The sequence below is a fragment of the Neisseria macacae ATCC 33926 genome (genome assembly GCF_022749495.1).
GTDB classification, from domain to species: domain Bacteria; phylum Pseudomonadota; class Gammaproteobacteria; order Burkholderiales; family Neisseriaceae; genus Neisseria; species Neisseria macacae.
In genome coordinates, this window is record NZ_CP094241.1 from 1,040,271 (window position 1) to 1,059,870 (window position 19,600).

The following is a 19,600-nucleotide window of genomic DNA, read 5'->3' on the forward strand; positions in this document are numbered from 1 at the left end:
ATTATAGTTTATGTAACTCGATGTAATTTGAGTTATTGGTTTTGAGCTGATAAAAAATACAGAGGAACTGGCTATGTCCGTCAAACCGCGTCCTGTCTTTTTGGAGATTCCCAATATACGGTTGCCTATACCGGGAATTGTCTCCATCTTGCACCGCATCAGCGGGGTAGGGTTATTTATAATGCTTCCCGTTTTGCTGTATCTCCTGTCCGGTACGTTGAGCCGCGAGTCGGCGTTTGAAACTTACCGTGCCATCGTTTCCAATCCTTTGGTCAAGTTGATTTTAATCGGCGTGTTATGGGCTTATCTGCACCATTTTCTCGCTGGTATCCGTTTTTTATTTTTGGATGCACACAAAGGCCTTGAGCTGAATACTGCGCGCAATACCGCCAAATTGGTGTTTGCTGCCGCATTGGTGCTGACCGTCGTTTTGGGAGCGTTGTTATGGTAGAGCGTAAATTGACCGGTGCCCATTACGGTTTGCGCGATTGGGCGATGCAGCGTGCGACTGCGGTTATCATGTTGATCTATACCGTCGCGCTTTTAGTGATTCTGTTTACCCTGCCTAAAGAATATTCGGCATGGCAGGCATTTTTCGATCAAGTTTGGGTGAAAGTGTTCACCCAAGTCAGCTTTATCGCCGTATTTTTGCACGCTTGGGTGGGTATCCGCGATTTGTGGATGGACTATATCAAACCCTTCGGCGTGCGTTTGTTTTTGCAGGTTGCCACCATCGTTTGGCTGGTCGGCTGCCTGGTGTATTCAATTAAAGTAATTTGGGGGTAAGTATGGGTTTTCCTGTTCGCAAGTTTGATGCCGTGATTGTCGGCGGTGGTGGTGCAGGTTTACGCGCAGCCCTCCAATTATCCAAATCCGGTCTGAATTGTGCCGTTTTGTCTAAAGTGTTCCCGACCCGTTCGCATACTGTAGCGGCGCAGGGCGGTATTTCCGCTTCGCTGGGTAATGTGCAGGAAGACCGTTGGGACTGGCACATGTACGATACCGTGAAAGGTTCAGACTGGTTGGGCGACCAAGATGCGATTGAGTTTATGTGTCGCGCCGCGCCTGAAGCGGTGATTGAGTTGGAACACATGGGTATGCCTTTTGACCGCGTGGAAAGCGGCAAAATTTATCAGCGTCCTTTCGGCGGTCATACTGCCGAACACGGTAAACGTGCAGTAGAACGTGCTTGCGCGGTTGCTGACCGTACCGGTCATGCGATGCTGCATACCCTGTACCAACAAAACGTCCGTGCTAATACGCAATTCTTTGTGGAATGGACGGCGCAAGATTTGATTCGTGATGAGAATGGTGATGTCGTCGGTGTTACCGCCATGGAAATGGAAACCGGCGAAGTTTATATTTTCCACGCTAAAGCCGTGATGTTTGCTACCGGCGGCGGCGGTCGTATTTATGCGTCTTCCACCAATGCCTATATGAATACCGGCGACGGTTTGGGCATTTGCGCCCGTGCGGGCATTCCGTTGGAAGATATGGAATTCTGGCAATTCCACCCGACCGGTGTGGCAGGTGCAGGCGTGTTGATTACCGAAGGTGTGCGCGGTGAGGGCGGTATTCTGTTGAATGCCGACGGTGAACGCTTTATGGAACGCTATGCACCGACCGTAAAAGACTTGGCTTCACGCGACGTGGTTTCCCGCGCGATGGCGATGGAAATCTACGAAGGTCGCGGCTGCGGTAAAAACAAAGACCATGTATTGCTGAAAATCGACCATATCGGTGCCGAAAAAATTATGGAAAAACTGCCGGGCATCCGCGAGATTTCCATTCAGTTTGCCGGTATCGACCCGATTAAAGACCCGATTCCCGTTGTGCCGACTACCCACTACATGATGGGCGGTATTCCGACCAACTATCACGGCGAAGTCGTTGTTCCGCAAGGCGACGAATATGAAGTGCCGGTGAAAGGTCTGTATGCTGCGGGCGAGTGCGCTTGTGCTTCCGTACACGGTGCGAACCGTTTGGGTACCAACTCCCTGCTTGACTTGGTGGTGTTCGGTAAAGCTGCCGGCGACAGCATGATTAAATTCATCAAAGAGCAAAGTGATTGGAAACCGTTGCCTGCCGATGCTGGCGAGCTGACCCGCCAACGTATCGAACGCTTGGATAACCAGACCGGTGGCGAAAATGTTGATGCACTGCGTCGCGAACTGCAACGCTCCGTCCAACTGCATGCCGGCGTGTTCCGTACCGATGAGATTCTGAGCAAAGGTGTTCGAGAAATCATGGCGATTGCTGAGCGTGTGAAACGTACTGAAATCAAAGACAAGAGCAAAGTGTGGAATACCGCGCGTATCGAAGCTTTGGAATTGGATAATCTGATTGAAGTAGCGAAAGCGACTTTGGTGTCTGCCGAAGCGCGTAAAGAATCGCGCGGCGCGCACGCTTCAGACGACCATCCTGAGCGCGATGACGAAAACTGGATGAAACACACGCTGTACCATTCAGATACCAACACCTTGTCCTACAAACCGGTACACACCAAGCCTTTGAGCGTGGAATACATCAAACCGGCCAAGCGCGTTTACTGATGCGTTTTCAGACGACCGCCGTATCACAAGGGGTCGTCTGAAAATCAAATACACCACCACACTGAACAGCCTGAACCCATAACATAAAACCATCAGGCGGTTTATGAGAAAAGGAACACTTCTCATGGAAAAAATGAGTTTTGAAATTTACCGTTACAATCCGGACGTTGATGCCAAACCATATATGCAACGTTACGAGTTGGAACTGGAACCTACCGACGTGAAACTTTTGGACGCGCTGGTGCGTCTGAAAGCGCAAGACGATACCCTGTCTTTCCGCCGTTCCTGCCGTGAAGGTATTTGCGGTTCGGACGGTATGAACATCAACGGCAAAAACGGCTTGGCGTGTCTGACCGATTTACGCAGTCTGAAACAGCCTGTGAAAATCCGTCCGCTGCCCGGTCTGCCCGTCATCCGCGACCTGATTGTGGACATGACCCAGTTCTTCAAACAATACCACTCCATCAAACCTTATGTCGTCAACGATAATCCGATCGATGCCGACAAAGAGCGTCTGCAAACGCAGGAAGAGCGCAAAGAGTTGGACGGCTTGTATGAATGTATTTTGTGCGCCTGCTGCTCGACTGCCTGTCCGTCGTTCTGGTGGAATCCCGACAAATTCGTCGGTCCGTCCGGTTTGCTGAACGCCTACCGCTTCATTGCCGACAGCCGCGATACCATTACCAACGAGCGTTTGGACAATTTGAACGACCCGTATCGCCTGTTCCGCTGCCATACCATCATGAACTGCGTGGACGTATGTCCTAAACACTTGAATCCGACCCGTGCCATCGGTAAGATTAAAGAAATTATGTTGAAACGAGCCGTTTAAGAAATGATGGTTTTTGACGATATTGCCAAACGGAAAATCCGTTTTCAAACCCGCCGGGGATTATTGGAGTTAGATTTGATTTTCGGCAGGTTTATGGAAAAAGAATTCGAGCATTTGAGCGATAAAGAGCTGTCCGAGTTTTCCGAAATCCTTGAGTTTCAAGATCAGGAGCTTCTTGCCCTGATCAACGGACATTCGGCGACAGACAAGGAACACCTTATCCCTATGCTTGAAAAAATCAGACGAGCTTGACGTATTGGAAATCCGCCTGCCTTTCGGCGGATTTCTAGGATACAGAGGTCGTCTGAAAATAAAGACCGTGCTGCATAGGCAGCAACGAAAGCCCCAACCTACAAAGGAGCGATAAATATGTCCAAATCAATTAAACTCAACGTACCCAATCAAGAGGATTTAGAACTGCCCGTATTGGAAGCGAGCATCGGTCATGACGTGGTCGATATCCGCGCACTGACGAAAAACACAGGCTTATTCTCATTCGACCCCGGATTCGTTTCAACAGCAAGCTGCGAATCCAAAATCACTTATATCGACGGCGACAAAGGTTTGCTGTATTACCGTGGTTATCCCATCGAACAACTTGCCGAAAAATCCGATTATTTGGAAGTCTGCTACCTGCTGATTTACGGCGAACTGCCGACGCCTGAGCAAAAGGCAGAATTTGACAATACCGTCCGCCGTCATACGATGGTGCATGAACAGCTGACTTGGTTCTTCCGCGGCTTCCGTCGCGATGCGCATCCGATGGCGATGATGGTTGGCGTGGTCGGCGCGCTGTCTGCGTTCTATCAGGACAGTCTGGACATCACCAATCCCGAACACCGCAAAATCGCGATTTACCGCCTGATTTCCAAAATTCCGACGATTGCAGCAATGTGCTACCGCTATTCCAACGGTCTGCCGTTCAATTATCCGAGAAACAACCTCTCTTATTCCGAAAACTTCATGCACATGATGTTCGCCACACCATGTGAAGACTACAAACCCAATCCCGTATTGGCACGCGCGCTCGACCGCATCTTTATCCTTCATGCCGACCACGAGCAAAACGCATCGACTTCGACCGTCCGTCTGGCAGGTTCTTCAGGCGCGAACCCGTTTGCCTGTATCGCTGCCGGTATTGCCTGTCTGTGGGGTGCGTCCCACGGCGGCGCGAACGAAGCCGTCTTGAAAATGTTGGACGAAATCGGCGATGTGTCCCGTGTTGCCGAATATATGGAAGGCGTGAAACAGCGTAAATACCGCCTGATGGGCTTCGGACACCGCGTGTACCGCAATATGGATCCGCGTGCCAGCATTATGCGCGAGACCTGTTATGAAGTGCTGAAAGAATTGGGCTTGGAAGACAGTCCGAAATTCAAGCTGGCAATGGAATTGGAACAAATTGCCCTGAAAGACCCGTTCTTCGTGGAGCGCAAACTGTACCCCAACGTCGACTTCTACTCCGGTATCGTCCTGTCCGCGCTGGGCATTCCGACCGAAATGTTTACCGTCATCTTCGCCCTGTCGCGCAGCGTGGGCTGGATTTCGCACTGGCATGAAATGATTGGCGATCCTTCGCTGAAAATCGGCCGTCCGCGCCAACTTTATACCGGTGCGGAACGCCGCGATTATGTGCCGGCGGATAAACGCTGAAAATCAGTATATTAATATGTTGTCAGAACTTCATTTGAGAAAGCCGAATAGTTTTTTTAAATAAGTTTGTCTGCAGCAAACGAAACAGATACAAGTAATTTGGCTGGAAATAGGGTAGAATGAAGTGTCATTTCAAACGGCATGGATTCCGTTGAAACACATGGAATTCTACCCTTTGTTTATATTTTAAAGAAAAGAGCTCGCGTCATGATGGATGAAAAACTCAATTTTTCTTATCTGTTCGGTTCAAATGCTCCCTACATCGAGGAGTTGTATGAGAATTTCCTGGAAAACCCCAATTCGGTCGATGAAAAATGGAAGCAGTATTTCACTGACTTAAGCAAGCAGCCTGGTGCGGCGGATGTTGATGTCGCCCATGCTCCGATCCGTGAATCCTTCGCCAATTTGGCAAAAACCAAATCGACAGCGGCTATTGCCGGCGGTATGGACGAAGCCATGATGAAGAAACAGGTCGGCGTACTGCGGTTGATTTCTGCTTACCGTATTCAAGGTGTGGGCGCCGCACAGCTTGACCCGCTCAAACGTATCCCTCCACGCAACATTGAAGCCCTCGATCCCAAATTCCACGGACTGAATGATGCCGATATGGCGGTTCAGTTCAATATGGGCGAGGGCGATTTTTCCGGCCAAAGCAAACTGCCTCTGTCCCAAATCATCAGCAACCTCAAGCAAACCTACTGTGGCCACCTCGCATTGGAATACATCTACATTCCCAATACCGAAGAGCGCCGCTGGTTGCGCAATTATTTTGAGGATGTGCTGTCCACCCCGAGTTACAGTGCCGAACAGAAACGCCGCATCCTGAAAGAAATGACCGCTGCCGAGACTTTGGAGCGTTATCTGCATACCAAATACGTCGGTCAGAAACGCTTCGGCGTAGAAGGCGGCGAGAGCGTGATTGCCGGTCTGAATTACCTGATTCAAAACGCAGGTAAAGACGGTGTCGAAGAAGTCATCATCGGTATGGCACACCGAGGTCGTCTGAATGTCTTGGTCAACATTTTGGGCAAGAAACCGGGCGATTTGTTTGCCGAATTTGAAGGCCGTGCCGAAATCAAGCTGCCCAGCGGCGACGTAAAATACCACATGGGTTTCAGCTCCGACATCGCTACGCCGAACGGTCCGATGCACGTTTCTTTAGCGTTCAACCCGTCTCACTTGGAAATCGTCAATCCTGTCGTTGAAGGTTCTGCACGCGCCAAACAAAAACGTCTGGGCGAAAACGGCCGCGACAAAGTATTGCCCGTATTGATTCACGGCGACTCTGCATTTGTCGGCTTGGGCGTCAACCAAGCGACGTTCAATCTGTCCAAAACGCGCGGCTATACCACCGGCGGTACGGTTCACATCGTCATCAACAACCAAATCGGCTTCACCACTTCCGATACCCGCGACACCCGTTCGACCGTGCATTGTACCGATGTGGCGAAAATGGTTTCCGCTCCGGTCATTCATGTCAACGGCGACGATCCGGAACGCGTTTGCTTCGCCATTCAAGCCGCGTTGGACTACCGTAAGAAATTCAACAAAGACATCGTGATTGATGTCGTCTGCTACCGCAAATGGGGCCACAACGAGGGCGACGATCCGACCCTGACCCAACCGATGATGTACAAAAAAGTATCGCAACACCCCGGTGCGCGTGCTTTGTACACTGAGCAACTGATTGCAGAAGGCGTGGTAACGCAGGCAGAAGCCGACGGCTATATCCAAGCCTACCGCGATGCTTTGGACAAAGGCGAACATGTCGAGCAAACGACGTTGAGCAACTTCCAACGTACGCAAATCGACTGGAGCAAATACCAAGGTAAAGACTGGCGCGAAGATGTGGAAACCGGCCTGCCTGCTGCCGACATCGAGCGTCTTGCCGAGAAATTTACCGCCGTTCCCGAAGGCTTTGCACTGCATCCGACTGCCAAACGCGTGCTCGAAGCGCGCAAAGGCATGGCTGCGGGCAGTCAGCCGATTGACTGGGGTATGGCGGAAACCCTCGCATACGCCAGCCTGGTCACCAAAGGCCACGGCGTGCGCATTTCCGGCGAAGACTCCGGACGCGGTACGTTCTCACACCGCCATGCCGTATTGCATGACCAAAAACGCGAAAAATGGGATGATGGTACTTATGTGCCGCTGCGCAATATGGGCGAAGGCGCAGGCGAATTCCTCGTTATCGACTCCATCTTGAATGAAGAAGCGGTCATGGCGTTCGAATACGGTTTCGCCTGCTCCGCGCCCGACAAACTGACCATTTGGGAAGCGCAGTTCGGTGACTTTGCCAACGGCGCGCAAGTGACCATCGACCAGTTCCTGTCGTCCGGCGAAACCAAGTGGGGACGTTTGTGCGGCCTGACTACCATTCTGCCGCACGGCTACGACGGACAAGGTCCGGAACATTCCTCCGGCCGCGTGGAACGCTGGTTGCAGCTCTGCTCCGAACACAATATGCAAATCATCATGCCGTCCGAAGCGTCGCAAATGTTCCACCTGCTGCAACGCCAAGTCTTGGGTTCGTACCGCAAACCGCTGGTGATTTTCATGTCCAAACGCCTGTTGCGCTTCAAAGGTGCGATGAGTCCGCTGGAAAACTTTACCGAAGGTTCGCGCTTCCGTCCCGTTATCAGCGATACCGCCGAGCGTGGCAACAATGAAAGCGTGAAACGCGTGATTCTTTGCGCCGGACAGGTTTACTACGATTTGGAAGCAGGCCGTGCCGAGCGCAAACTGGAAAACGATGTCGCCATCGTCCGCGTCGAGCAGCTTTATCCGTTCCCATACGACGAAGTGCGCGCGGAGTTGGCGAAATATCCGAACGCGAAATCCGTGGTTTGGGCGCAAGAAGAGCCGAAAAACCAAGGCGCGTTCTACCAAATCCGCCACCGCTTGGAAGACGTTATCGGCGAAAGCCAAAAACTGTCTTACGCCGGTCGTCCGAGCAGCGCATCGCCAGCCGTCGGCTATATGAGCAAACACGTCGCCCAGCTGAAACAACTGGTTGAAGACGCAATGACGCTGTAACGCAATACGGTGCGGCGTTCCGAATGAAACACTTCAGACGGAACGCCCGCCAAACAAAAGAGATAACACACAACAGGTCGTCTGAAAACCAACGACCATCCGGAGACACAAAATGATTATTGATGTAAAAGTACCTATGCTGTCCGAAAGCGTATCCGAAGGCACGCTCTTGGAATGGAAGAAAAAAGTCGGCGAAGCCGTAGCGCGCGACGAAATCCTGATTGACATCGAAACCGACAAAGTGGTTTTGGAAGTACCTTCCCCACAAGCCGGCGTATTGGTTGAAATCATTGCTCAAAACGGCGAAACCGTTGCCGCCGAGCAAGTATTGGCACGCATCGACACCGCTGCTACCGCTTCCGCTTCTGCTGAAGCCCCAGCCGCCGCTCCTGCGCCTGAAGCCGCTCCCGCCGCTGCGCAAACCAATGCCGCCATGCCTGCCGCTGCGAAACTGGCAGCCGAAACCGGCGTGGATGTGAACGCGCTGCAAGGTTCCGGTCGTGACGGTCGCGTCTTGAAAGAAGATGTGCAAAACGCCGCCGCCAAACCTGCCGCTGCGCCCGCTGCCGCTCCTGTACCTGTTCCCGCGGGTGCACGTCCGGAACAACGCGTTCCGATGAGCCGCCTACGCGCCCGTGTTGCCGAACGTCTCTTGGCTTCGCAACAAGAAAACGCGATTCTGACTACGTTCAACGAAGTCAACATGAAACCCATCATGGACTTGCGTGCGAAATACAAAGAAAAATTCGAGAAAGAACACGGCGTCAAACTCGGCTTCATGTCTTTCTTCGTCAAAGCAGCCGTTGCCGCGCTGAAAAAATATCCGGTGGTCAATGCCTCCGTTGACGGCAGCGACATCGTTTATCACGGTTACTTCGACATCGGTATCGCTATCGGCAGCCCGCGCGGTCTGGTCGTTCCGATTCTGCGAGATGCCGACCAAATGAGTATTGCCGACATCGAACAAGCCATCGTTGATTACGCCAAAAAAGCCAAAGACGGTAAAATCGCGCTGGAAGATTTGACCGGCGGTACGTTCAGTATTACCAACGGCGGTACGTTCGGTTCAATGATGTCCACCCCGATTATCAATCCGCCGCAATCCGCCATTTTGGGTATGCACGCGACCAAAGAGCGCGCAGTCGTGGAAAACGGCCAAGTTGTCGTCCGTCCGATGATGTATCTGGCACTCTCTTACGACCACCGCATCATCGACGGCCGCGAAGCCGTGCTGACTTTGGTTGCCATCAAAGACGCGCTGGAAGATCCGGCACGCCTGTTGTTGGATCTGTAAACGCCGCCAAAGGGATATAAAGCGGATAAAAACAGAGCAGTTTGAAATCGGGCTGCTTACTGGCTTTCAGACGACCTTGAAACGAAAAAGGTCGTCTGAAAACAGCAGGATGTTTGAAATCTAAGGGAGAAAGTTTGTTGCTGCCATTTTTCGTGCAGAAGCAAACGCTTGAAAATCCATAGGAGCGTATCCATGAAACCCATCTCCCTGTTTCCGCTTTTGGCTGTCGTTTCCCTGCTTGGCGCGTGTGCCGCATTCGAAGGCAAGGAATATTCCGTCAACGCTTATGATGCGCGCGGCAGAATGTTGAACAAGCGTTTTGAAATGGACAGCAACAAAGCAGGCATTCCCGTCGCCCGCAGCGTTTTGTGCAAACGTTATCTGCACGCTACCGTGCGCGTTTACAACAATTTTACCGGACAGGAAGTCAGGGAATACAGTCCGCATTCCTGCCGCCGCTGATGCGTCCGAACCAATCGGGCTGAAATTTGAATAGGTCGTGCCTGTGAGCAGGCTTCGCACTCTGAAAAAGGCAGAATAAGTTTTAATTTTGTTGAAGCCGCGTTTTCAGACGACCTCTCATGCAAAATATAGTGGATAAACTTTTGCTGAAGGTTTTCCTGCGGCAAAAATATCAAACAACAAAGGATTTTTCACATGTCTCAATACGATGTAGTAGTCATCGGCGCAGGTCCCGGCGGATACGTTGCCGCCATCCGCGCCGCCCAACTGGGTTTTAAAACCGCCTGTGTCGATGCGGGCGTCAACAAAGCAGGCGACGCGCCCGCGCTGGGCGGCACCTGCCTGAACGTCGGCTGCATTCCTTCCAAAGCTCTGTTGCAATCCAGCGAACATTTCCACGCTGCGCAGCATGATTTTGCCGAACACGGTATCAGCGTCGGCGACATCAAATTCGACGCGGCGAAAATGATTGCGCGCAAAGACGCCATCGTAACCAAGCTCACCGGCGGCGTGAAATTCCTGTTCCAAAAAAACAAAGTAACCAGCCTGTTCGGTACGGCTTCATTTGCCGGAAAAAACGGCGATGCCTACCAAATCGAAGTCGATAACAAAGGCGAGAAAACCGTTATCGAAGCCAAACACGTCATCGTAGCGACCGGTTCCGTGCCGCGTCCGCTGCCACAGGTTGCCATCGATAATGTAAACGTATTGGACAACGAAGGCGCATTGAACCTGACCGAAGTGCCCGCCAAACTGGGCGTCATCGGTTCGGGCGTGATTGGTTTGGAAATGGGTTCTGTATGGAACCGCGTCGGTTCGCAGGTCACCATCCTCGAAGCCATGCCGACCTTCCTTGCCGCCGCCGACCAGCAAATCGCCAAAGAAGCCTTCAAATACTTCACCAAAGAGCAGGGCTTGAGCATCGAGTTGGGCGTGAAAATCGGCGACATCAAATCTGAAGGCAAAGGTGTTTCCGTTGCCTACCAAACTGCCGCAGGCGAAGCCAAAACCGAAGTATTCGACAAACTCATCGTCGCCATCGGTCGTATTCCGAACACCAAAGGCTTGAACGCCGAAGCCGTCGGCTTGGAAAAAGACGAGCGCGGCTTTATCAAAGTGGACGGCGAATGCCGCACCAACCTGCCTAATGTCTGGGCAATCGGCGACGTGGTTCGCGGTCCGATGCTGGCGCACAAAGCCAGCGACGAAGGCGTGGCGGTTGCCGAGCGCATCGCCGGTCAGAAACCGCATATCGACTTCAACAGCGTACCGTTCGTGATTTACACCGACCCCGAAATCGCTTGGGTCGGCAAAACCGAAGAGCAGCTCAAAGCCGAAGGCGTGGAATACAAAAAAGGCACTTCCGGCTTCGGTGCAAACGGCCGCGCGTTGGCAATGGGTAAGGCAAAAGGTACGGTCAAAGTGTTGGCGGATGCCAAAACCGACCGCATCTTGGGCGTACACATGATCGGTCCGGTCGTCAGCGAATTGGTTACTGAAGGCGTCACTGCGCTCGAATTCTTCGCCAGCAGCGAAGACATCGCCCGCATCATTCATGCCCATCCGACCTTGTCCGAAGTGGTTCACGAAGCCGCACTGGCCGCCGACAAACGCGCTTTGCACGGCTGATGAGGTCAAGTAAAGCATAAAAGGTCGTCTGAAACTTTTTCAGACGACCTTTTCGGAAAGATGAATGTTCGGAAGCAATGTTCCGATAGGTATAGAGAGAAAATAGAGCGTATCAGTTGCTATTGTTCCCTGACCGGAATGACGATTTAAGCAGAATCTACTATATAATCGGCGACACATTCACAGACAGCATTTGATTATGAATAAAGAAGTAATCGGTATCCTGTTTATACCGATGGGCATCATCAGCATGTGTATGGCCGCGTTGTGGCAAATGTATGTGATGATGACCGAAACTTATACGCTCAACCGTTTCAAAGACAAAGAATTGGTTTGGCGCGTAGCATTGTTGTTTATCAGTTTCAGCCTTGCTGTTTACCTGCTCTGCCCGAATTCGCGTAAAAAAGGCATCGTCTTTTTTATCCTCGGGGGCGGCGGTGCAATCATGTATCTGCTTGCGCGGATGTGGTTGCCGTTCAGCAAGTGAAACGACGATTTTCCGACCGCCGAAAGGTCGTCTGAAACGCACGGGGTTGTCATTTATGGGCAGTCTCAGGGCATTCCACTAATCTAAAGGAGAAATCCATGAATCTACACGAGTATCAGGCTAAAGAACTGCTGGCAAGCTACGGCTTGCCCGTGCAAGGCGGTATTTTGGCGCACAACGGCGAAGAAGCCGCAGCCGCTTACGACAAACTGGGCGGCAAATTTGCCGTCGTTAAAGCCCAAGTCCACGCAGGCGGACGCGGTAAAGCGGGCGGTGTAAAAGTCGTCAAAAGCCGTGAAGAAGCCAAAGAAGTGGCGGAAAGCCTGATTGGCACCAATCTGGTTACTTATCAAACCGATGCCAGCGGTCAGCCGGTCAACAGCGTTTTGGTTTGCGAAGACATGTATCCGGTGCAAACCGAGCTGTATTTGGGCGCGGTGGTCGACCGTTCTACCCGTCGCATTACGTTCATGGCTTCGACCGAGGGCGGTGTGGAAATCGAAAAAGTTGCCGCCGAAACCCCTGAAAAAATCTTCAAAGTAACCGTTGACCCGCTGGTCGGCCTGCAACCTTGCCAAGCGCGTGAAGTTGCGTTCCAACTGGGCTTGAAAGACAAACAAATCAACGAGTTCGTCAAACTGATGACCGGCGCGTACAAAGCGTTTGTTGAAAATGACTTCGCCCTGTTTGAAGTGAACCCGCTGGCAGTCCGCGAAAACGGCGCGCTGGCCTGCGTGGACGGCAAAATCGGTATCGACAGCAACGCCCTCTACCGTCTGCCGAAAATCGCCGAATTGCGCGACAAATCCCAAGAAAACGAACGCGAGCTGAAAGCCTCCGAATTCGACCTGAACTACGTTGCACTGGAAGGCAACATCGGCTGTATGGTGAACGGCGCAGGTTTGGCGATGGCAACCATGGACATCATCAAACTGAAAGGCGGCCAACCTGCCAACTTCCTCGACGTAGGCGGCGGCGCGACCAAAGAGCGCGTGGTTGAAGCGTTCAAACTGATTCTCGAAGACAAATCCGTTAAAGGCGTATTGATCAACATCTTCGGCGGTATCGTCCGTTGCGACATGATTGCGGAAGCCATCGTGGCAGCCGTTAAAGAAATCAACGTTGACGTGCCTGTCGTTGTCCGTCTGGAAGGCAATAACGCCGAACTCGGCGCGAAAATCCTGAACGAATCAGGTCTGAAACTGACTTCCGCCGACGGCCTGAATGACGCAGCCGAAAAAATTGTCGCAGCCGTAAACGCCTAAGGAGAAAAGAATGAGCGTATTGATTAATAAAGACACCAAAGTATTGGTTCAAGGTTTCACCGGTAAAAACGGTACTTTCCACTCCGAACAAGCTCTGGCTTACGGCACTAAAGTCGTCGGCGGCGTTACCCCGGGTAAAGGCGGTCAAACCCACCTGAACCTGCCCGTGTTCAACACCATGAAAGAAGCCGTTAAAGAAACCGGCGCGGACGCATCCGTGATTTACGTTCCGGCTCCGTTTGTGTTGGATTCTATCGTTGAAGCCGTTGATTCCGGCGTAGGCTTGGTGGTTGTGATTACCGAAGGCGTGCCGACTCTGGACATGCTCAAAGCCAAACGCTACTTGGAAACCAACGGCAACGGTACACGTTTGGTCGGCCCTAACTGCCCGGGCGTGATTACTCCGGGCGAGTGCAAAATCGGTATTATGCCGGGCCACATCCACACTCCTGGCCGCATCGGCATCATTTCCCGTTCCGGTACATTGACTTACGAAGCCGTGGCACAAACCACCAAACTGGGCTTGGGTCAATCAACCTGTATCGGTATCGGCGGCGATCCGATTCCGGGCATGAACCAAATCGACGCGCTGAAACTCTTCCAAGAAGACCCCGATACCGACGCCATCATCATGATCGGTGAAATCGGCGGTACTGCGGAAGAAGAAGCAGCCGAATACATCCAATCCAACGTAACCAAACCTGTTGTCGGCTACATCGCAGGTGTGACCGCTCCTAAAGGCAAACGCATGGGCCACGCCGGTGCGATTATCTCCGGCGGCAAAGGTACTGCGGAAGAAAAATTCGCCGCTTTCGAAAAAGCCGGCATCGCCTACACCCGCAGCCCTGCCGAATTGGGCAGTACCATGCTGGAAGTGTTGAAAGCAAAAGGCTTGGCGTAATAACGCTTAGTCGTTTTGACTGAAAAACCGAAAGGTCGTCTGAAAACTTGGAAACAGGTTTTCAGACGACCTTTTTACTTGGTTTGCCATAATCTGCAAATTTCGTTAGGCGTTTGTTTCCAGCGTTATAGTGGATTATAGTGGTTTAAAGTTAATCCACTATATCGTACAGATTGTCGCATAAGCTACATAAATTGTCGGATATTCTATACTTTGCAGTGTTATCTTTAATTTTTATTCAATATATAATCATTCTCAAAAATAAATCAATCATATCAACATCTTCCTATCTTACTTTTTCAGACGACCTTACTCATATCTGAATTCATTTCCCATTAAGGAGCAGTTATGAACAGCCTGTGGCAGCCTAACTGTTTGAGTATCGTCATCGCTTTTGCATTTTCATCCGCATATGCTCAAACTGTACCCGATAAAGTCAATCTGAACGAAATTACCGTAAAGGGGGCAAGAAATACACCCGCCCAGAGTAATGGCAACTACACCGTAAAAGGCAGCACCTCGGCCACCAAACTTGACTTGAAACTCAAAGAAACCCCGCAAAGTGTAACCGTTTTCACCCAGCAGCAGATGCAGGATCAGAATTTGCAGAATCTTGATCAGGTGCTGGAAGAAACGCCGGGTATTACCGTCTTGCAGGACTCCGTTACCGGCATGGGCGAAGCCCAGTATTATTCGCGCGGCTTTCCCGTCGACAATTACCAGCTTGACGGTGTGCTGGCCAATAAATACCTGCTCGGCGGGCCGCGCTTTATTGCCGCACAGGACAGCTATCTTTACGACAGGGTGGAAATCATCCGCGGTTCGAACGGGCTGAGCACCGGAGTGGGCGATCCGGCGGCCAGCGTCAATTTCGTGCGCAAACGCCCGATGGCGAAAAAATCGGGGGAATTGAACCTGAAATACGGTTCTTGGAACAACAAACGTGTCGAATTCGATTACGGTGGTGCATTGAACAAATCCCAAACCTTGCGCGGCCGCATCGTCGGAACATGGGAGGACGGCGACAGCTTTATGGACAGAATCAAACGCAAATCCCATGCCTTCTACACTGTATTCGATTGGACGCCAACCGACAAAGACAGCTTTACGTTTGGCTTCAGCCGTCAGCACCGCAACGTTACCGGTGCGCCGACCAAGGGGTTGATGCGTTATTCGAAAGTTACCCAGGATTATGATTTCGAGTTGGGGGATTCCCCGACACATTGGATAGATGCCCGCGACGTTCCCCCGAGCTTCAACAACGGGGCGGAATGGGCGTTTAACAAAGCCACCAGCGACAATATGTTTGCCGAATACAAACATCATTTCAACGACCATATCAAGCTGCAAACTGCCTATACCCGCAGCCGCACCAAAAGCGACTTGCGTTACGGCGATATGGGGGTAAACGGCTACGCGCCGCAATTTAACGCGGCAACTTATGATTTCGGCCGCGAACGCGACAAATACGACGACAAGGCGTTCGATATCCATCTGGACAGCCGTTTCAAACTTTTTGAACAGGATCAGCAGTTTATTGTCGGTTTTAGCGGCATCCGCCATACCCAGACGAGGGACGATTATAATTTCAGCAGCAGCGGCGAATTGAATGTCGATGATGCCAAGCCTACAGGTATTGCGGCCATGACGGGAGAACCGATAGACCGTAATTTCTATTTATGGCAGGCGATTCCGCTTGATTATTGGAATAACGGCAGCTATCCCATGCTGGGGTACAACCGGGCTTGGGAGAAAAAATTGGGACCGGACGGATTGATTTCCCGCGATCATTTGGCTTCGGAGCAATACGGACCCTATTTTGCCCTGAAACTCAAGCCGGCCAAGTGGCTGACGGCAGTGATAGGCGGGCGTTGGCTGACATGGCGGGACAAAGGGGGCGGGAAATGGTCGTTTTACAAAAACAAAAACAACGTGATAACGGACGATACGGTTGAAATGCCCGACGAAGGGTACGCCCCCGATCACAATAAAAGCAGGATGTATCACGATACGGTGCGCAAATTCGTTCCGTATGGCGGCGTGATTGTAGAACTGACGCCGACCATCAATGCCTACGCCAGCTATACCGGCATCCTGAAAACCAACAATGTCTTAAGGAACAGGCCGGCCTATGGCGAGGGCGGCGGATGGCTGCCGCCGATTACCGGCAATTCCAAAGAAGTCGGCATCAAAGGCGGCTTGTGGAACGACAAGCTGAATTTCGCCCTGTCTTACTTCACCATGACCCAGAAAAATTACCCCACGCTCGAACCTACAGGCTCGCGTTGTTACGAATGGAAATACGGCGGGGAAAACGGCAACGAACCGTGGTGCTTCCAAGGTGATTGGGAATACGGTACAGGCAAGGGCTATACCAGCAGGGGGTTCGACATTAACCTTGCCGGACAGATTACCCCGAAATGGCGGATGCAGGCGGGCTTTGTCAAACTGAAGATAGACAAACCTTACGACGCGCCCAACTCCTCCAACGACTTGGGGGACGACATGAATCTGGAGTACGGCGGCACCTATACCGCGCCGGATAAAACCTTCAAATTCTTCACCAGCTACGACTTTACGCCCAAGCTGACGATGGGGGTGGGGATGCGTTGGGTCAGCGGCACCAAGCCCAAACCTTGGGGGCATGGTCTTTCCAACGGGCAATATTACGTTTCCGACAAACCCAAAGCCCTGTGGCAGCCTTCCTACTCGATATGGAACGTCATGGCGCGCTATAAAATCAACAAACACGCCGCACTGGCGGTCAACGTCGGCAACCTGACCAATAAACGCTATTACACCAACTCCCGCAGCAATTTTTACGGCAAGCCGCGCAACGCCTCTGTTGCCTTGAAAATTAAGTGGTAGGCTGTTTGCATGGAACCCTTCCAAGAAGCAGTTTGTATGATAGAAAAGTTTTAAAGAGGCCCAACGGTCGTCTGAAAGTTTTCAGACGACCTTTTTATCTCCCGCGTCAATCTTTACATGTTTTCAAACCACCTTTAGCCGAATTGACTTGAGAAGAAGTGTAAAGGGGTTATAATCGATTAACAGATGAACAATCTGTTATTTCAACGGTAAGGACATCAAGGAGAAGGTAATGAAAAAACATGATTTTGAATCCCGCAAAGAAGCTTTGTTGAAAGACATTCAAGATGTAATGAACGATGTCGAAGAGCTGTACACCAAAGGCGTGGAAGCCGGTTCGGAAGAAGGTAAAAAAGCCAAAGCCAAATTGCAGGAAAAACTCGAAGCCGCCAAAGAGCGTTTGTATCGTTTTGAAGACGAAGCAGGCGAGCGCATCAGACATCATGCCGACCGCGCGCGCGAAAAATACGACGAATTTGAAGAATTGGCAGAAGAGCGTTTCAAAGAAGGCAAAAAACGCTTTGCCGAGTTTGGAGAAGAAGCGGGTGACCGCATCAAACGCGGCGCGCGCCAAGCCGATGCAGCCGTACACGACAAACCTTATTACGCAATGGGCTTTGCCGCACTGGCAGGCTTGGTCGTCGGCGTCTTGCTGAACCGCCGATAATCGGTCAAACAGGAATGCCGTCCGGACACGATTTCCCAAAGTCTTGTTCCGGCGGCGTTTGCTTATGAGGGGCGGCGAAGGTTTCAGACGACCCCAAAGCCTTCGGATTGTCCGTTTCGGAGCAATCAGGGAAATCGGAATATGGGTATCAGACAAAATATCGAACATACAAAAACGCTGCTGAATCAAGGTATTGATTTGCTTTTGCTGCGGTTGCAGATTTTGAATCTGGATTTGGCGGAGCAGGCGGAAAACGTGTTCCGCATTATCATATGGCTGGTCGTATCGGGCATATTGCTGCTGATTGCATTCATCAGCCTATTGTTCGGGCTAAACCGCGCGTTGTCGGATACCGCGGCGATATGGGTATTTTTCGGGATAACCGTCCTCAGCCTGATCGTCATTGCGATTTTGTTCGGTAAAGTGTCAAAAGATTGGCGCAGCCAAAACAACCAAATCGCGGCAACCTTGCAGGACATCCGGGCAGACATCGCCTGCCTGCGCGGTCAAGATATGCAGGAAGGAGGGGACGATGAGTAAAACGGAACGCGATGAAGCACGCGAACTGCTGCAACTGGAAGCCAAACTCGTCCGCCTGAGGATTGAGGCATCGTATTTGAAACAGCGAAAATTGAAGGAACAGGAAGAACGCAAGTCGGACACGCTGATGAAGCTGCTGGATTTGGGCAACGAGTTGACGCAGACAAGCCTGCTGTATAAAACGGCAGGACTCGCCATTCCGCGCAAATACCGCTTCGGCGCACTGCTGGCAGCGTTTGCGTTGAAGGCTGCGATGAAGTAGATGGGATTAGAAAGAAGGTCGTCTGAAAGTTGGGTTTCAGACGACCTTTTTGTATTTGTGGAGTTCGTGGGCGAAGCCCACGCTACGGTGGGTTTCAGACGATTTTGGGTTGTCGGCGTGGGTTGGGATAACCGTATCCGACGGGATATTTGTCTGCCGTCATTCCCGCGCAGGCGGGAATCCACTTTTGAATTTTGGCAACTGTTTTTGAATATCTGTTTCTTAGGGTTTCCGATGGATTCCCGCCTGCGCGGGAATGACGGCTGCTGGAGGTAATTGTGGGTTGGATTGGCAGCGTTTGCGTTGAAATTTGCTGAAGTGAGTGAGGTCGTGGAGAGGTCGTCTGAAAAACTAGGTTTGTGTTTCAGACGACCTTTTTGTATTTTTGGAATTCGTGGGCGAAGCCCACGCTACGGGTTGTAGCTTTGGTCGGAGAATGGAGGTATAGAGGCTTTTGTTTGCATTCGTTATATTTTTGAAATGTCGCACTCGGTCAGGCGATGTAGGAGCGGTAGCGTGGGCTTTGCCCACGAATAACGATTGCTTGAAACATAAAAAGGTCGTCTGAAAGTTGGGTTTCAGACGACTTTTTTAGTTTGGGGATTCGTGGGCGAAGCCCACGCTACGGCTACCATACGATTACTATGATTCATTTAACCAAATATTCAGTCTTATCAAACAACAAGGTAATGTTAATTGGGTCTTGTTTGGATAGAGATATAGATTGATAGTTATTTAATATTGTTTTTTGTATAGATTCCAAATAATCATCTAATTTATCAGGAAATAAACTTGCTATATCTTCGATTTCCGTACCTTGGTGAATAATATCTGAGTATATGGATTCAATAGGAATCAATTTTAAAAGTTCAATACTCTTCGGCCCAAACATTAAATATTCTATATCATCAATATTTGCTTTCTTTTGCAATAGCGATGTTACTCCCCCCAGGAGTAAGGTATTAAGCAAAAATTTAAACTGATCTAGATTGCTTGTATCTATTGAGATTTTCATAGTCGTCTTTCTCTTCGTTTAAATGTCAAAGCACATATTATCAATATTACTATGAATGACCTTATCTTTGCTTTGGTTTGCCATCAAAAAAACAAACCGGTTTTCGTATGTTCAAAATAATACAATCTCCAAAACCA

The 19,600-nt window shown here is 50.9% G+C and carries 19 protein-coding genes; 18 read left to right on the top strand and 1 reads right to left on the bottom strand.

Going from position 1 to position 19,600, the window contains the following annotated elements:
* The first annotated feature begins 73 nt into the window (after nucleotides 1–73).
* The 18 genes from sdhC to MON40_RS05105 all read left to right on the top strand — a co-directional run bounded on the left by sdhC (nucleotide 74) and on the right by MON40_RS05105 (nucleotide 18,724).
* Nucleotides 74–451, top strand: a complete 378-nt coding sequence (sdhC, locus tag MON40_RS05020; protein WP_003779309.1) for a succinate dehydrogenase, cytochrome b556 subunit — start codon at nucleotides 74–76, stop codon at nucleotides 449–451.
* Nucleotides 445–786, top strand: coding sequence for a succinate dehydrogenase, hydrophobic membrane anchor protein (gene sdhD / locus MON40_RS05025; RefSeq protein WP_003755562.1), 342 nt, complete (start codon nucleotides 445–447; stop codon nucleotides 784–786). The genes sdhC and sdhD overlap by 7 nt, the downstream gene beginning before the upstream one ends.
* Nucleotides 787–788: 2 nt before the next feature.
* Nucleotides 789–2,552 carry a succinate dehydrogenase flavoprotein subunit gene (gene sdhA, locus MON40_RS05030; RefSeq protein WP_003741796.1) on the top strand — a complete coding sequence of 588 codons (1,764 nt, stop codon included), beginning with the start codon at nucleotides 789–791 and terminating at the stop codon, nucleotides 2,550–2,552.
* A gap of 124 nt (nucleotides 2,553–2,676) precedes the next feature.
* Nucleotides 2,677–3,384 carry a succinate dehydrogenase iron-sulfur subunit gene (locus MON40_RS05035; RefSeq protein WP_003678833.1) on the top strand — a complete coding sequence of 236 codons (708 nt, stop codon included), beginning with the start codon at nucleotides 2,677–2,679 and terminating at the stop codon, nucleotides 3,382–3,384.
* A 3-nt stretch (nucleotides 3,385–3,387) separates the two neighbouring features.
* A complete protein-coding gene (locus MON40_RS05040; RefSeq protein WP_003779310.1) occupies nucleotides 3,388–3,636 on the top strand; it encodes an FAD assembly factor SdhE in 249 nt (82 codons plus the stop codon).
* A gap of 117 nt (nucleotides 3,637–3,753) precedes the next feature.
* Nucleotides 3,754–5,037 carry a citrate synthase gene (gltA, locus tag MON40_RS05045; RefSeq protein WP_003779311.1) on the top strand — a complete coding sequence of 428 codons (1,284 nt, stop codon included), beginning with the start codon at nucleotides 3,754–3,756 and terminating at the stop codon, nucleotides 5,035–5,037.
* 207 nt (nucleotides 5,038–5,244) lie between these two features.
* Nucleotides 5,245–8,073, top strand: coding sequence for a 2-oxoglutarate dehydrogenase E1 component (locus MON40_RS05050; RefSeq protein WP_039863149.1), 2,829 nt, complete (start codon nucleotides 5,245–5,247; stop codon nucleotides 8,071–8,073).
* Nucleotides 8,074–8,185: 112 nt separating this feature from the next.
* On the top strand, nucleotides 8,186–9,367 hold the full coding sequence (gene odhB / locus MON40_RS05055; RefSeq protein WP_003779313.1) for a 2-oxoglutarate dehydrogenase complex dihydrolipoyllysine-residue succinyltransferase: 1,182 nt from the start codon (nucleotides 8,186–8,188) through the stop codon (nucleotides 9,365–9,367).
* A gap of 192 nt (nucleotides 9,368–9,559) precedes the next feature.
* Entirely contained in the window at nucleotides 9,560–9,829 is a 270-nt protein-coding gene (locus MON40_RS05060) for a hypothetical protein (RefSeq protein WP_039405330.1), read from the top strand.
* A gap of 195 nt (nucleotides 9,830–10,024) precedes the next feature.
* A complete protein-coding gene (gene lpdA / locus MON40_RS05065) occupies nucleotides 10,025–11,458 on the top strand; it encodes a dihydrolipoyl dehydrogenase (RefSeq protein ID WP_003779316.1) in 1,434 nt (477 codons plus the stop codon).
* A 199-nt stretch (nucleotides 11,459–11,657) separates the two neighbouring features.
* Nucleotides 11,658–11,945, top strand: a complete 288-nt coding sequence (locus MON40_RS05070; protein ID WP_003755543.1) for a hypothetical protein — start codon at nucleotides 11,658–11,660, stop codon at nucleotides 11,943–11,945.
* Between the two features lie 98 nt (nucleotides 11,946–12,043).
* Complete coding sequence (gene sucC, locus MON40_RS05075) at nucleotides 12,044–13,210, top strand: ADP-forming succinate--CoA ligase subunit beta (RefSeq protein WP_003779317.1); 1,167 nt, start codon at nucleotides 12,044–12,046, stop codon at nucleotides 13,208–13,210.
* Between the two features lie 10 nt (nucleotides 13,211–13,220).
* A complete protein-coding gene (gene sucD, locus MON40_RS05080; RefSeq protein WP_003745608.1) occupies nucleotides 13,221–14,111 on the top strand; it encodes a succinate--CoA ligase subunit alpha in 891 nt (296 codons plus the stop codon).
* A gap of 348 nt (nucleotides 14,112–14,459) precedes the next feature.
* Nucleotides 14,460–16,979 (top strand): TonB-dependent siderophore receptor, encoded by a 2,520-nt coding sequence (locus MON40_RS05085; protein ID WP_003779319.1) that lies wholly within the window; start codon nucleotides 14,460–14,462, stop codon nucleotides 16,977–16,979.
* 232 nt (nucleotides 16,980–17,211) lie between these two features.
* Nucleotides 17,212–17,646: an ElaB/YgaM/YqjD family protein gene (locus tag MON40_RS05090; RefSeq protein WP_003764337.1), complete on the top strand. Its 435-nt coding sequence runs from the start codon at nucleotides 17,212–17,214 to the stop codon at nucleotides 17,644–17,646.
* 141 nt (nucleotides 17,647–17,787) lie between these two features.
* Complete coding sequence (locus MON40_RS05095; protein ID WP_003779322.1) at nucleotides 17,788–18,186, top strand: phage holin family protein; 399 nt, start codon at nucleotides 17,788–17,790, stop codon at nucleotides 18,184–18,186.
* Nucleotides 18,179–18,448 carry a hypothetical protein gene (locus MON40_RS05100; RefSeq protein WP_242926014.1) on the top strand — a complete coding sequence of 90 codons (270 nt, stop codon included), beginning with the start codon at nucleotides 18,179–18,181 and terminating at the stop codon, nucleotides 18,446–18,448. Before MON40_RS05095 ends, MON40_RS05100 begins: the two co-directional genes overlap by 8 nt.
* Nucleotides 18,449–18,724 carry a hypothetical protein gene (locus MON40_RS05105; RefSeq protein WP_242926015.1) on the top strand — a complete coding sequence of 92 codons (276 nt, stop codon included), beginning with the start codon at nucleotides 18,449–18,451 and terminating at the stop codon, nucleotides 18,722–18,724. It abuts the gene before it with no gap.
* A 373-nt stretch (nucleotides 18,725–19,097) separates the two neighbouring features.
* Here the strand turns inward: MON40_RS05105 and MON40_RS05110 are convergent, their stop codons facing one another.
* Nucleotides 19,098–19,463, bottom strand: a complete 366-nt coding sequence (locus tag MON40_RS05110) for a DUF3969 family protein (protein WP_003779325.1) — start codon at nucleotides 19,461–19,463, stop codon at nucleotides 19,098–19,100.
* Between the last annotated feature and the right edge of the window lie 137 nt (nucleotides 19,464–19,600).

What these genes read in the sequence shown, in the direction of transcription:
- sdhC (WP_003779309.1), top strand. Translation starts at nt 74, where the DNA reads ATGTCCGTCAAACCGCGTCCTGTCTTTTTGGAGATTCCCAATATACGG.
- sdhD (WP_003755562.1), top strand. Translation starts at nt 445, where the DNA reads ATGGTAGAGCGTAAATTGACCGGTGCCCATTACGGTTTGCGCGATTGG.
- sdhA (WP_003741796.1), top strand. Translation starts at nt 789, where the DNA reads ATGGGTTTTCCTGTTCGCAAGTTTGATGCCGTGATTGTCGGCGGTGGT.
- MON40_RS05035 (WP_003678833.1), top strand. Translation starts at nt 2,677, where the DNA reads ATGGAAAAAATGAGTTTTGAAATTTACCGTTACAATCCGGACGTTGAT.
- MON40_RS05040 (WP_003779310.1), top strand. Translation starts at nt 3,388, where the DNA reads ATGATGGTTTTTGACGATATTGCCAAACGGAAAATCCGTTTTCAAACC.
- gltA (WP_003779311.1), top strand. Translation starts at nt 3,754, where the DNA reads ATGTCCAAATCAATTAAACTCAACGTACCCAATCAAGAGGATTTAGAA.
- MON40_RS05050 (WP_039863149.1), top strand. Translation starts at nt 5,245, where the DNA reads ATGATGGATGAAAAACTCAATTTTTCTTATCTGTTCGGTTCAAATGCT.
- odhB (WP_003779313.1), top strand. Translation starts at nt 8,186, where the DNA reads ATGATTATTGATGTAAAAGTACCTATGCTGTCCGAAAGCGTATCCGAA.
- MON40_RS05060 (WP_039405330.1), top strand. Translation starts at nt 9,560, where the DNA reads ATGAAACCCATCTCCCTGTTTCCGCTTTTGGCTGTCGTTTCCCTGCTT.
- lpdA (WP_003779316.1), top strand. Translation starts at nt 10,025, where the DNA reads ATGTCTCAATACGATGTAGTAGTCATCGGCGCAGGTCCCGGCGGATAC.
- MON40_RS05070 (WP_003755543.1), top strand. Translation starts at nt 11,658, where the DNA reads ATGAATAAAGAAGTAATCGGTATCCTGTTTATACCGATGGGCATCATC.
- sucC (WP_003779317.1), top strand. Translation starts at nt 12,044, where the DNA reads ATGAATCTACACGAGTATCAGGCTAAAGAACTGCTGGCAAGCTACGGC.
- sucD (WP_003745608.1), top strand. Translation starts at nt 13,221, where the DNA reads ATGAGCGTATTGATTAATAAAGACACCAAAGTATTGGTTCAAGGTTTC.
- MON40_RS05085 (WP_003779319.1), top strand. Translation starts at nt 14,460, where the DNA reads ATGAACAGCCTGTGGCAGCCTAACTGTTTGAGTATCGTCATCGCTTTT.
- MON40_RS05090 (WP_003764337.1), top strand. Translation starts at nt 17,212, where the DNA reads ATGAAAAAACATGATTTTGAATCCCGCAAAGAAGCTTTGTTGAAAGAC.
- MON40_RS05095 (WP_003779322.1), top strand. Translation starts at nt 17,788, where the DNA reads ATGGGTATCAGACAAAATATCGAACATACAAAAACGCTGCTGAATCAA.
- MON40_RS05100 (WP_242926014.1), top strand. Translation starts at nt 18,179, where the DNA reads ATGAGTAAAACGGAACGCGATGAAGCACGCGAACTGCTGCAACTGGAA.
- MON40_RS05105 (WP_242926015.1), top strand. Translation starts at nt 18,449, where the DNA reads ATGGGATTAGAAAGAAGGTCGTCTGAAAGTTGGGTTTCAGACGACCTT.
- MON40_RS05110 (WP_003779325.1), bottom strand. Translation starts at nt 19,463, where the DNA reads ATGAAAATCTCAATAGATACAAGCAATCTAGATCAGTTTAAATTTTTG.